Source organism: Mesorhizobium sp. WSM4823, from assembly GCF_055811195.1.
The window spans coordinates 282,989-295,128 of sequence record NZ_JBVVQL010000003.1; the positions used below are offsets into that span (position 1 = coordinate 282,989).

Genomic DNA, 12,140 nt, shown 5'->3' on the forward strand with positions numbered 1-12,140 from the left:
CTCCGGCAAGTCCTTGGCTGCGTTGATTGTCATCGGAGCAGTGCCTGGCGCGCTAATGCCGATGGGAAATGCGCCGTCGAAACAGCATGGCAGCAGCTGTCAGCATGGTGGGAAACAGTTTCATGCAAAGGTCACCTCCTTCGACAAGGGCAGTGTCCGGATGCGCTTGCCGGTCAGCGCGAAGACGGCATTGGCGAGTGCCGGTGCCGCCGGCGGCGTGCCGACCTCGCCGACACCCCCCATCTTGTGAAAATTTTCCAGGATAGCGACTTCGAACGCCGGACACTGGGAGATGCGCATGGCATCGTAGTCGTGAAAATTCGACTGTTCGACCATGCCGTCCGCGAAGGTGATTTCCTGACCCATCGCCGCCGACAGGCCATAGATGGCGGCGGAAACGAGCTGTGCCTCGATGATGCCGGGATCGAGTGCAGTGCCGACATCGGCGGCGATCCACACCTTCTCGATGCGGATGCCGGCAGGCGTGTCGGCGACCTGGACGATCTCGCCGACCCAGCTGCCGAAGGACAGCGTAAACGCTATGCCCTTGGCCTTGCCGGCGGGCAGTGCCTCGCCCCATTTCGCCATCTTGGCGACCTTTTCGACCACCTTCACCGCTGCCGGGTAGGCAGCCATTAGCTGCTTGCGCAGTTCGACCGGGTCGGTTTTCCCGGCGACGGCGATCTCGTCCAGAAACCCTTCATGGAAGAACCCGTTGATTGAACTGCCGACTGACCGCCAGGAGCCGACCGGGATGGAGACGGGCGCAGCGACGCCGGTCACCCTATAATTCGGGATCGTGTAGGGCTGGTCGTAGGCGCCGTCGACGATGGACTTGTCGGGACCGAGCGGCGATATCGAGGGAAACAGCCGGCGCAAGGTGCTGGCTATCAGCGATGGCGAGGCGATTGTCATGTCGACGGCGATTGGCATGCCGTCGTCGCCAAGCCGCGCCTGGAATTTACCGACAGAAGCCGGCCGGTACGCGTCGTGGCGCATGTCCTCCTCGCGCGTCCAGATCACCTTGATCGGCCGGCCTGCCGTTTCTTTCGCCATCAGCGCGGCACAGAGCGCAAAATCCACCTCGACACGTCGGCCAAAGCCACCGCCCATGAATGTGGTATGCACGCCGACCTTGTCCTGTTCGATGCCGACAGCATTGGCGCAAAGCTGGCGCACCAGGGTCGGCGCCTGGTTGCCGCACCAGATGTCGAGGACGCCGTCCTTCAATTGCGCCGTGGCGTTCATCGGCTCCATCGTCGCATGGGCCAGATAGGGCACCGCGTAGTTGGCCTCGACTATTCTTTCGCGCGGCGCGTCGGCGAAGGCGGTATTGACATCGCCATCGTCGCGCATCGCCGACCCTTTGGTTCTAAGCGCCTGCTTCAAGGCTTCGGAAATGGCGGCGCTGTCCAACGGATATTCGGGATCCGCCCATTCGGCGTCGATCGCCTCCGCCGCCTTGAACGCCGCCCATGTGTTCTCGGCGATGATGCCGAAACCGTGGCCGTAATTCGTTTCGATCGGCATGATCTTGATCACGCCAGGCATTTTCTCGGCCTTGGAGAAGTCCGCCTTGACCGGCTTGGCCCAGAACCGCGGGCTCATCTTGACCGTGCCGCACAGCATGTCCGGCAGCGTCACGTCGATGCCGAAGATCGGCGCCCCGGTGACCTTGGCCAGCATGTCGACGCGTTTTTGCGCTTTGCCGAGCAGTTTCCAGTCGGCTTTGTCCTTGAGCCTGACATTCCCAGGCGGCGGCATCGTCGCAGCGGTCGCGGCGATGGCGCCATAGGTCACCGACTTGCCTGACGCCTTGTGCAGGACCGTGCCATTGGCTGTTTCCAGATCGGCCGCGGCTACACCGAACTTTTGCGCGGCCGCAGCAATCAGCATCTGCCGAGCGGCGGCGCCTGCTTGCCGCATCTTGTCGAAACCGTCGCGCGTCGAGGCCGAGCCGCCGGTGCCTTGGAGGGCGAGGAATTTTCCGACGACGCCCATGCCGGCGCGCACTGCTTCGGCGGTCATGCTTTCGTCGAAGAAGGCGAACGGACCGCCCTCTTCCAGGATCGCCGCGTTGTAGTAGGCGTAGGCGGCCGGGCCATGCTCGACCTTGACCTGATCGAGACTGACATCGAGCTCTTCGGCAACCATGGCGGCAAGCGTCGTCGAGATGCCTTGGCCCATCTCGGCTCTCGGCGCGACGACGGTGATGGTGTTGTCGGCGCCGATCTTCACATAGGGATTGAAGGTCGCTTCACCGGCCGCGAGATCACCTTCCAGCGGATTCGGATAGGGTTTGCGGTAGTAATAGTAGCCGACGGCGACGCCGCCCGCGACGGCGGCCGCGCCGATGAGAAACGTGCGGCGGGCGATCTTTCCGATACTGGCCATTGTCAGATCCCCGCCGTCTTGAGCACGACCGCTCGTTTGATCGCCGCGCGAATCTTCGGATAGGTACCGCAGCGACAGAGATTGCCGCCCATGGCATTGTCAATGTCGGCATCGGTCGGGTCGGCGATCTCGTCGAGCAGCGCCACCGCGCTCATGATCTGGCCGGCCTGGCAGTAGCCGCACTGGGCGACCTGCTCTTCCAGCCATGCCTGCTGCACTGGGTGCAGTTTGCCTTCGGTGCCGATGCCTTCGATCGTGGTGACCGCGCCGGTGACTTGACCGACCGGCAGCGAGCAGGAGCGGACGGGCTGGCCGTCGATATGCACCGTGCAGGCGCCGCAAGCGGCGATGCCGCAGCCGAACTTAGGTCCGGTCTTGCCCATGAGGTCGCGCAGCGCCCACAGCAACGGCATTTCCGGATCGGCATTGATGTCGAATGCCTGCCCGTCGACGGTGAGGCGCATGGGGATACCCTTCGTTGTCGTCCACAGCCCGAGGCGAATGGCCGACTGGTCATTCGTCCTTATACACCTTGACAAATTTCGTTATTTTGTCAATAGAGTTGCGGCAGATAGTGTTTGCCAATGATCGAGATCGAAGACATCGCCGACATAGACCCCAAACGCGGCCGTATCCTCGACGGCGCGATGAAGGTGTTTTTGGCCTATGGCTTCGCCCGCACCACCATGGACGACATTGCACGTGCCGCCGACATGTCGCGGCCGGCGCTCTACCTCCAATTCAAGAACAAGACCGATATTTTCCGCGCCATAGCCATGATGCTGCTTGGCCGTTCGATCGAGCAGGCGAAAACGGCGCTTGCCGGGGACGGCGCCTTCGCCGAGCGCATGACGCGGGCCATTGACGGAGCGCTGATCTCGATGATGCGCACGGTCGTCACCTCGCCGCATGGCGCCGAACTCCTCGACATGAAGTCGAGTGTGGCCGATCTGGTCGGATGCTGGCGCGGCGGTCTTGTCGAGCATGTCGCCACGGCAATCGAGAACGAGGCCAGGAGAAACGGCGCCGACCTCACCGCCAGAGGCCTGTCGGCAAGACTGCTGGCCGACATGCTGCTTGACGGGCTGGAAGGCATGAAGACGCGCATCAGCGATCCGGACGAGCAACGACAAGCCGCCGCCGCCCTGATCAGGGTGATCGATCTAGCCTTGAAAAAAGGCTGACGTCCCCAAACGCTTCAGGCCTGGCGGCGCGCCGCCTCCGGCTTCTTACGCGCCGCGAGGAAGGCCTTCACCCGCCGGCCCGGCGCCGGCCCACGTACCGGCTTGAAGCCGTCGTCGAGCTCGCCGGAAAGATCGAGCGTCGGCCGCTTGCCGACGGCGTCGTAATTCTCCTCCAGCCAGTCGCTGGCGGCGGTGCGGCCGAGGTCGCGCAGATAGGTCAGGAACGCCCATTCGGCATTGACCTTCGACGATGCCGACAGGTCCTTGAACGCCTCGTCGGCGTCGATCCGGTGCATGCGGATGTCGCGATATTCGCCATGCGGCAGCCGGCCGGCCGCGATCAGCTCCTTTACGAAGGCGATCGAGCGGAATTCGCGCAGCAGCCCGGCATTGAAGGTGATCTCGTCGATACGGTTCTGGATTTCGTTGGCGCTCTTCGGCGTCCCCTCGCGCACCACCGGATTGATCTGCACCAACAGCACGTCCTCGGTGGCAGCCGTCTTGAAGAATGGAAACAGCGCCGGATTGCCGCCATAGCCACCATCCCAGTAGGGCACGCCCTTGATCTCGACGGCGCGGAACAGTTGCGGCAGGCAGGCCGACGCCATCACAGTGTCGAGGTCGATCTCGCCATCGGAAAAGACGCGCAACTGTCCGGTCTCGACATTGGTCGCGGAGATGAACAACTCCATCGACTTGCAGGCGCGCACATTGCCGAAATCGATCTCCTGCTCGATCACGTCGCGCAGCGGGTTGAGGCCGAGCGGGTTGGCGACATAGGGCGAAAACACCCGCGACATGGTGTCGAAAAAGAGGTAGCCGGGCGTATTCTCGATCGACCAGTTGCCCCAGGCCACGTCCCACGGCATGCGCTGCACCGGGCTGAAGCGGCCCTTCAGCGCCACCGCGCGCCAGAAATCGTCGAGCTTGCGCCGCGCGCCCTCGACGCCGCCGCGCACGAAACCGTCGGCCAGCGCCACCGCGTTCATGGCGCCGGCGCTGGTGCCCGACACCGCCGCGATCTCGAGCCGCCCGTCCTCCAGCAGTCGGTCGAGCACGCCCCACGAAAAAGCGCCGTGCGAGCCGCCACCCTGCAGTGCGACGTTGATCTTCTTGGGCTCCTCCGCCTTGCCGTTTGTCGTCATGGCGTTGCCCTTATTTGTCCAGACTTGTTTCGCACGCCCAAAATTCACTGGGCGGTCCAGCCGCCGTCGACCGAGATATGCGTGCCGTTGATCTGCGCTGCCGCATCCGAGCACAGGAACAGTGCGGCAGCGGCGACCTGCTCGACCGTGACGAATTCCTTGGTCGGCTGCTTTTCGAGCATGACCTCGCGGACCACCGTGTCGCGGTCCATTTTGTTGGCCTTCATCTGGTCGGGGATCTGTGCCTCGACCAACGGCGTCAGCACATAGCCGGGGCAGATGGCGTTGCAGGTGATCTTGTCGCGCGCCAGTTCCAAAGCGACCGTCTTGGTCAACCCCATGATGCCGTGCTTGGCCGAAACATAGGCCGACTTGAACGGCGAGGCGACCAGCCCGTGGGCCGAGGCGACGTTGACGATCCTGCCGCCGCCGGCTTCTCTCATCAGTGGGATCGCGGCGGCGATGGTGTGGAAGGCCGACGACAAATTGATGGCGATGATCGCATCCCACTTCTCGATCGGAAATTCTTCCACCGGCGCGACATGCTGGATGCCGGCATTGTTGACCAGAATGTCGACCGAACCGAATGTCTCGGCTGCCTTCGCAACCAGCGCCCGGCATTCGGCCGGCTTCGACATGTCCGCCTTGATATAGACGGCCTTCACCTTGTGATGTTTGGCAATCGCTTCGGTGATGGCCCGGTCGTCGGCCGTGTCGGAAAAGGAATTCACAACGACGTTGCAGCCTTCCGCCGCGAGTGCATGGGCGATGGCCAGCCCGATGCCCGAGGTGGAACCCGTGACGATGGCGGTTTTTCTGCTGGGCAAGGCGAAATCCTTCGGTAGGGTGCTAACGGGAACATATTGCAGTGCAGCATATATGTCTCGTGTGGCGCAAGAACAGCGGCACGGATCGGCGACGACATGAAATTTTCGTCACGAAGATGCCGTTCTCACTCGAAGTTGTGCCCTGACAGGCCGTATGAAAACAGTTTTGTCTGCAATCCCGGGAAGCCTGTTGGGATGTTCCTAAGATTGTGTTTTGGATGAAATCCGACTCATAAAAAGACGCAGCGCCCTCCGCACGGCGAGGGACGGCGGCTCGGACGGATGCCACTCCGGAAAATGGCCATCGATCGCCATGCGCGCCAACCCATAGACAAAGGCGCGCGCGGCAAGCACCAGATGATCGAAGTCGGTGTCCGGAGCAAGCTGACCCTGTTGTTGCGCCTGGGTCAGCAGGTCGATCATCTTCCGACGAATGGCTTCATTCTGATCACGAAGACTATCCGACGCGTCGAAATCGATCAGTGTCCGGGAACTGATGATCTGGAAATGCGTGGGATTGCTGATCGCCCATTCCAGATAGCCTTGTCCGATTGCTTCGAACGCCGCGATAGGATCTGCGCTGTCGACTTTTGACTGTGCATCGGCAACGGCCTCAGTCAGCCGGTTCATGGCCTGTTCGGCGACTGCGGTCAGCAGTGCTGTTTTCGACCGAAAATGCCGGAATGGCGCGCCGGGCGAAACGCCGGCCCGCTTTGCGGCTTCGCGCACGGACACATGCTCCGCTCCGCGTTCCTCGATGATCTCCACCGTTGCAGTAATCAAGGCCTCGACCAGATTGCCGTGATGATAGCGCTTGGGGTTGGCGGCTTCGCCGGAATCCGTGGGGTTGGTCATGCCTTCCCAGTAGCACAAGGCCAAAATGTAATCACCGATTATTTTCTTGCGCTTGAGCGATTCATATGTAATCGGTGATTACACACCAACGGAGGTTACCATGCTTCGCATCATCGCAACGACTGCCCTCGCTTTCTCCTTATTGTCGCTCGGGTCTGCCCAGGCCGAAGATCGGCTTACCCTGGAAATCGTCTGGCCGGCCGCCGGTTCGGTCATCGAACTCGGCAATGATGCGGAAAAGGCAATAGGCGTCGTCGTCAGGAGCAACCTCACGCTGCTCCCTGCGGGCAAATGCGGCGACAACAGCCAATGCGGCCACGTGCATATGAAGATCGATCCCGATGGAGACAGCTGCAACATCCCCGGCAGGCCGTACAACAGCATGAACAGCGACTTTGGCGGCGATCTTATCAAAGCTCGTTTCGGCCATTGTCCGGATGCCGTCGGTACGCACGTGATCGGCATCCTCCTTGCCGATGATCATCACAAGCCCATCCTTGTGGACGGCAAACCCGTTACCGCTCTGGTGACGGTGACGACGAAATAGGGTGGGCCGGATGGCATCTCTCTGCCTCATTCGAGGCGGAGATGTTCTGACACGGGCCGCTGAGGATGGTTTCGGCCGGACCTTGTCCGGCCGGTGATCACGACATGGTGTCGAGCTTGCGCTGCATGGCGGCGATCTGTTCCTTCAGCTCCTGAAGATCATCGGGTTTTTCCGATGCTTCTTTCCTGGCTGGCTCTGCCGGCGCTGCAGAAGAGCCATTCGAGCCTGCGGGTGGGAAGGGCGTGAACAGGCGCATGGCGTTCTGGAACATCTCCATGTTGCGGCGCGTCTGTTCTTCCAGCGCCTTGATCGGCGTGGCGATCTTCATCATGTCGAGCGGTGACTTGCCCAAGGCACCCTTCATCTGCTCGCGGAAGCGCTCTTGCTCCTTTGAGAAGGCGATCATCGACTGCTCGAGGAAGCTCGGCACGATCATCTGCATCTGGTCGCCGTAAAAGGCGATCAACTGGCGCAGGAACGGAATGGGCAGCATGTTTTGGCCATCCTTGTTCTCCAGTTCGAAGATGATCTGGGTCAGCACAGGATGGGTGATGTCGTCGCCGGTCTTGGCATCCTGTACGGTGAATTCCTCGCCCTTCTTGACCATTTCGGCAAGATCCTCGAGCGTCACATAAGTGCTGGTGCCGGTGTTGTAGAGGCGGCGATTGGCATACTTCTTGATGATAATCGGTTCGTCTTTCGCGGCCATCAATATCCTCCCGGGACACCGGCACACTTGAGTAAGCAGCCGATAACGATTGCGCTTTTCAAGGATATGCGCAAAAGCGTCACAATTCCAAGCGGTTTGTGCAGTGCGGGATCGATTAATGCTGCATGGCAGGCTAAATATGCTGCGCAGCAACGGGCGGGCTGTTTCCATGGCGAATGCGCAACCTGCTTGCGGCGCATACCCGGCATGCCCATTTCCGGTTTGACTTGGGTCATGGAAAGGGCAAGAAAAGTCGCTGACCGCACCCCAATTCGACCTCGAAGTCTGGAGAAGAGCATGTCCGCTTCCAATGCCATTGTCGTCGCCAGTGCGGCGCGCACGCCCGTCGGTTCCTTCAACGGCGCCTTTGCCAACACACCGGCCCATGAACTGGGCGCCGTCGCCGTCAAGGAAGCGCTCGCCCGTGCCGGCGTCGACGGCAAGGAGGTCGATGAGGTGATCCTCGGCCAGATCCTGACCGCGGCTCAAGGCCAGAACCCGGCACGGCAGGCGGCGATGGCGGCAGGCGTGCCGCAGGAAGCGACCGCCTGGGGCCTCAATCAGCTCTGCGGCTCGGGCCTGCGCGCCATCGCGCTCGGCATGCAGCAGATCGCCCAGGGCGACGCAAAAATCATCGTCGCCGGCGGTCAGGAATCGATGTCGATGGCGCCGCATGCGCAGCACCTGCGTGGCGGCGTCAAAATGGGCGACTTCAAGCTGATCGATACCATGATCAAGGACGGCCTGACCGACGCCTTCTATGGCTACCACATGGGCAACACGGCCGAGAACGTCGCCAACCAGTTCCAGATTACCCGCGACGACCAGGACCAGTTCGCCGTTGGCTCGCAGAACAAGGCCGAGGCCGCCCAGAAGGCCGGAAAATTCAAGGACGAGATCGTTGCCTTTACTGTCAAGGGCAGGAAGGGCGACACCATTGTCGACCAGGACGAGTACATCCGCCACGGCGCCACGCTCGAGGCGATGACTAAGCTCAAGCCCGCCTTCGACAAGGAAGGCACGGTGACCGCCGCCAATGCCTCCGGCATCAACGACGGCGCCGCTGCCGTGGTGCTGATGACCGAAGCCGAAGCCGCAAAGCGCGGCATCACGCCGCTGGTGCGCATCGTTTCCTGGGCAACCGCGGGGGTCGATCCGCAGATCATGGGCACTGGGCCTATTCCCGCCTCGCGCAAGGCGCTGGCCAAGGCCGGCTGGTCGGTCGGCGATCTCGACCTGGTCGAGGCCAATGAGGCCTTTGCCGCACAGGCCTGCGCCGTCAACAAGGACATGGGCTGGGAGCCGTCCATCGTCAACGTCAATGGCGGCGCCATCGCCATCGGCCATCCGGTCGGCGCCTCGGGCGCCCGCATCTTCAATACGCTGGTCTTCGAGATGCGCCGCAGAAGCGCCAGGAAAGGCCTCGCCACGCTATGCATAGGCGGCGGCATGGGCGTTGCCATGTGCGTGGAAGCACTGTGAGGCCATATTCGAAGCCGTGAAGACAAGTCTGAGCAAGCCATGAAATAGTCGGTGGCGAACGGGGTCCAATCGCCGTCAGAGCGATCCCATTCGTCGCCCGCCGCGCATGGAGTAAAGGGAGGAGAAATATGACAAGGGTAGCGCTCGTCACCGGTGGATCGCGCGGTATTGGCGCGGCGATTTCGATCGGCCTGAAAAATGCCGGGTACAACGTCGCCGCAAATTATGCCGGCAATGACGAAGCGGCGCAAAAATTCAACGCGATGTCAGGCATCCCAGTTTATAAATGGTCGGTCGCCGACTACGATGCCTGCGCCGCCGGTATCAAGCAGATCGAGGCCGATCTCGGCCCGGTTTCCGTGCTGGTCAACAACGCCGGCATCACCCGCGACGCCATGTTCCACAAGATGACGCGCGATCAGTGGAAAGACGTCATCGACACCAATCTGTCCGGCGTCTTCAACATGACGCACCCGCTGTGGGGCGGCATGCGCGACCGCAAGTTCGGCCGCGTCATCATCATCTCCTCGATCAACGGCCAGAAAGGCCAGACCGGCCAGGTCAATTACTCGGCCTCAAAGGCCGGCGACATCGGCTTCACCAAGGCCTTAGCACAAGAGGGTGCTCGCGCGGGCATCACCGTTAATGTCATCTGCCCCGGCTATATCGCCACCGAAATGGTCATGGCGGTGCCGGAAAAAGTGCGTGAATCGATCGTCGCCCAGATCCCGATTGGCCGGCTCGGCGAGGCGGAGGAGATCGCGCGCTGCGTCGTCTTCCTCGCTTCCGAGGACGCCGGCTTCATCACCGGCTCGACCCTCACCGCCAATGGCGGTCAGTATATCACCTGAGGCTTCGATATCCCCTGTGCCGGCCCACGGCCGGCACCAGACAAAGGCCGTCAGGCAGCGAGTTTCACCCTTGTCTTGGCGGCAAGCCCGGTCCGCGTGACTAGGCCCGGCTGGTGCGAAGGCGCAGGCAGCCGGGCAAGCGTCGTCCTGCTCAGACCCGATAGTTTCAAGGCGATGCGACGCTTCAGAAATGGATTGAGGTTCAGCACCGAAAGCGCCAGATTCCGGACGAACCGCTTCACCGGACTACGGGCAAGCGCCATGTCGGTCATTCTGCCCGCCAGTTCGAGCACTTCCTGGGCCGCCGGCCGCCGCAGCTTCTCGTAGAGATCCAATTCTGCTTCCGGGCGAACGCCGTTCACCACATCACCAAGCAGCTGGCCAAGCACAACCGCATCGATAATGCCGGTGTTCATGCCTTGCCCACCCGCAGGGCTATGGACATGCGCGGCGTCGCCCATCAGGAACAGCCGGTCCTTGCGGTATGACCGGACCAGCCGGTGATGCACGCGAAAACGCGAGCTCCACGCCACGTCTAGAACCCTGGTTTTTTCCCTGGTTGGCCCACGGCTGTCGAGCAGCGCCTGGATATCGGCGACCTCCGGCTTTTCCGGCGCGTCATCCATTGTCGCGACAACACGGTACGACCCGTCCGGAAGCGGCGCCACCACCACCAGCCCGGCCGGTGCGAAGAACAGCGATACTTCGGTTGGCCCGACAGGCCAGTCGAGGCGAACATCGGCAAGCACGAAAGAAGCATCATAGGCTGCGCCGTCGAACTCGATGCCGGTCGACTTGCGCACCAGGCTGTTCATGCCGTCGGCGCCAACGACGTAACGTGCCGATATGACTTTCTCATGACCGTTCTCGACCACCGTCACATGCGCACCGTCAGCGTCTCGGGCAATCGCCTTGGCCTCGACGGAGCGATGAATGAGGCCTCCCAAGACAGCGATCCGTTCGGCGAATACCTGCTCGGTCAGATTTTGCGGCAACATCATCAGATAGGGATGTCTTGACGGAAGCTTGCTGAAATCGAGCTTCAGCAGCGCCCGGTTGCGGTCGCGGATGGCGAAGTTTTCCAGCTTCAGCGCAAGTTCACTCAGCCGTCCCGTGACGCCTAGAGGTTCAAGCGATTCCAGCGTCTGCGCATGGATGACGCCAGCACGCGAGCTCTGCAGGCCCTGCGCCAGCCTGTCGATCAGCACGTGATCGACGCCAGCTTGATGCAGCGCGATGGACAGTGCCATGCCAGTCGGGCCGGCGCCAATGATCAGGACTTCCGTTGTCTCGGGCAACATTTTCTCTCTCCATTTATCAACACCTGTTGACTTTCTAATCGACCCCATTGCATTTGTCAACGGTCGTTGGCATATGAATTTTCATGACCGAGAACCAGCCGAAGAAACCCAGCAAGTCGGACCGCACCCGGGCCCACATCCTTGAGGCCGCTCGGCATCTGTTCGGCGAGCACGGCTATGACGGCGCCTCCATACGTGACGTCGCCGCGCATGCCTCGATCGATCCGGCCATGGTGATCCGCTATTTCCGCAATAAGGACGAGCTGTTCGCAAGGGCCGCGGTCGTCGACCTGCAATTGCCGGCACTGCGGGTGATCGACCGAGCCGCCCTCGGCGAAACGCTGATCAGGCGTTTTCTCGAAATCTGGGAAGGTCCGGCCAGCGGTCCTGGCATGGCAATCCTGCTACGCTCGTCGACATCGCACGAATTTGCAGCCGAAAAGTTGCGTGAGGTATTTGCCAATCAGGTGAGGCCGGTGGTTGCGGCGGTCGGCGACCCGGCTGACGCAGGCCGACGGGCCGGGCTTGTTTCGAGCCAGTTGCTGGGTCTGGCAATGTGCCGCTATTTGTTGCGGCTTCCGCCCGTCGTCGCCCTGTCCCATGACGAAATCATTCAGAATATCGGGCCTACGCTGCAGCGCTATGCGATGGGAAGAGATGGACCTTGAACCAGCGCTTGGAATCGCTGCGCGGGGTCTGGTCGCCGTGCCGCGGCTGCGCCGCCGACGGTCGCATCGCCTATATGTGCCGAAGCGGCACGCAAAGGTTAAGGGCGGTTCAGCCGCGTGTGCAAAACCAGCTCCACAACCTGTGGATTCTCGGTGGAAAACCTGTTCACAACACAA

The 12,140-nt window shown here is 61.7% G+C and carries 12 protein-coding genes; 5 read left to right on the forward strand and 7 right to left on the reverse strand.

Annotated features, from left to right (window positions below; translation table 11 throughout):
* Window positions 1-120 precede the first annotated feature (120 nt).
* Both AC0L26_RS10090 and AC0L26_RS10095 read right to left on the reverse strand, forming a co-directional pair.
* Window positions 121-2,394 carry a xanthine dehydrogenase family protein molybdopterin-binding subunit gene (locus AC0L26_RS10090; protein WP_473632383.1) on the reverse strand — a complete coding sequence of 758 codons (2,274 nt, stop codon included), beginning with the start codon at window positions 2,392-2,394 and terminating at the stop codon, window positions 121-123.
* Between the two features lie 2 nt (window positions 2,395-2,396).
* Window positions 2,397-2,858 carry a (2Fe-2S)-binding protein gene (locus tag AC0L26_RS10095; protein ID WP_473632384.1) on the reverse strand — a complete coding sequence of 154 codons (462 nt, stop codon included), beginning with the start codon at window positions 2,856-2,858 and terminating at the stop codon, window positions 2,397-2,399.
* A gap of 120 nt (window positions 2,859-2,978) precedes the next feature.
* Between AC0L26_RS10095 and AC0L26_RS10100 the strand changes: the two genes are divergently transcribed.
* Window positions 2,979-3,578, forward strand: a complete 600-nt coding sequence (locus AC0L26_RS10100) for a TetR/AcrR family transcriptional regulator (protein WP_473632385.1) — start codon at window positions 2,979-2,981, stop codon at window positions 3,576-3,578.
* 14 nt (window positions 3,579-3,592) lie between these two features.
* Here the strand turns inward: AC0L26_RS10100 and AC0L26_RS10105 are convergent, their stop codons facing one another.
* The 3 genes from AC0L26_RS10105 to AC0L26_RS10115 all read right to left on the reverse strand — a co-directional run bounded on the left by AC0L26_RS10105 (window position 3,593) and on the right by AC0L26_RS10115 (window position 6,405).
* Entirely contained in the window at window positions 3,593-4,723 is a 1,131-nt protein-coding gene (locus tag AC0L26_RS10105) for a patatin-like phospholipase family protein (RefSeq protein WP_473632386.1), read from the reverse strand.
* A 44-nt stretch (window positions 4,724-4,767) separates the two neighbouring features.
* Window positions 4,768-5,550, reverse strand: coding sequence for a 3-hydroxybutyrate dehydrogenase (locus AC0L26_RS10110; protein ID WP_473632387.1), 783 nt, complete (start codon window positions 5,548-5,550; stop codon window positions 4,768-4,770).
* Between the two features lie 201 nt (window positions 5,551-5,751).
* The gene (locus tag AC0L26_RS10115) at window positions 5,752-6,405 is read right to left on the reverse strand and encodes a TetR/AcrR family transcriptional regulator (RefSeq protein WP_473632388.1); all 654 of its coding nucleotides are present in this window, start codon (window positions 6,403-6,405) and stop codon (window positions 5,752-5,754) included.
* A gap of 100 nt (window positions 6,406-6,505) precedes the next feature.
* Here AC0L26_RS10115 and AC0L26_RS10120 point away from each other — a divergent pair, with 100 nt between their 5' ends.
* Entirely contained in the window at window positions 6,506-6,952 is a 447-nt protein-coding gene (locus AC0L26_RS10120; RefSeq protein WP_473632389.1) for a hypothetical protein, read from the forward strand.
* Window positions 6,953-7,049: 97 nt separating this feature from the next.
* On the opposite strand, the gene phaR is transcribed toward AC0L26_RS10120, so the two are convergent.
* A complete protein-coding gene (gene phaR, locus AC0L26_RS10125) occupies window positions 7,050-7,661 on the reverse strand; it encodes a polyhydroxyalkanoate synthesis repressor PhaR (protein WP_354493012.1) in 612 nt (203 codons plus the stop codon).
* A 297-nt stretch (window positions 7,662-7,958) separates the two neighbouring features.
* On the opposite strand from phaR, the gene AC0L26_RS10130 reads away from it, so the two are divergent.
* On the forward strand, window positions 7,959-9,143 hold the full coding sequence (locus AC0L26_RS10130; protein WP_473632390.1) for an acetyl-CoA C-acetyltransferase: 1,185 nt from the start codon (window positions 7,959-7,961) through the stop codon (window positions 9,141-9,143).
* A gap of 128 nt (window positions 9,144-9,271) precedes the next feature.
* Window positions 9,272-9,994, forward strand: coding sequence for an acetoacetyl-CoA reductase (gene phbB / locus AC0L26_RS10135; protein ID WP_473632391.1), 723 nt, complete (start codon window positions 9,272-9,274; stop codon window positions 9,992-9,994).
* A gap of 50 nt (window positions 9,995-10,044) precedes the next feature.
* Here the strand turns inward: phbB and AC0L26_RS10140 are convergent, their stop codons facing one another.
* Entirely contained in the window at window positions 10,045-11,343 is a 1,299-nt protein-coding gene (locus tag AC0L26_RS10140) for an FAD-dependent oxidoreductase (protein ID WP_473632392.1), read from the reverse strand.
* Window positions 11,344-11,378: 35 nt separating this feature from the next.
* Here AC0L26_RS10140 and AC0L26_RS10145 point away from each other — a divergent pair, with 35 nt between their 5' ends.
* Window positions 11,379-11,963 (forward strand): TetR/AcrR family transcriptional regulator, encoded by a 585-nt coding sequence (locus tag AC0L26_RS10145; RefSeq protein ID WP_473632393.1) that lies wholly within the window; start codon window positions 11,379-11,381, stop codon window positions 11,961-11,963.
* The last annotated feature ends 177 nt before the right edge of the window (window positions 11,964-12,140 follow it).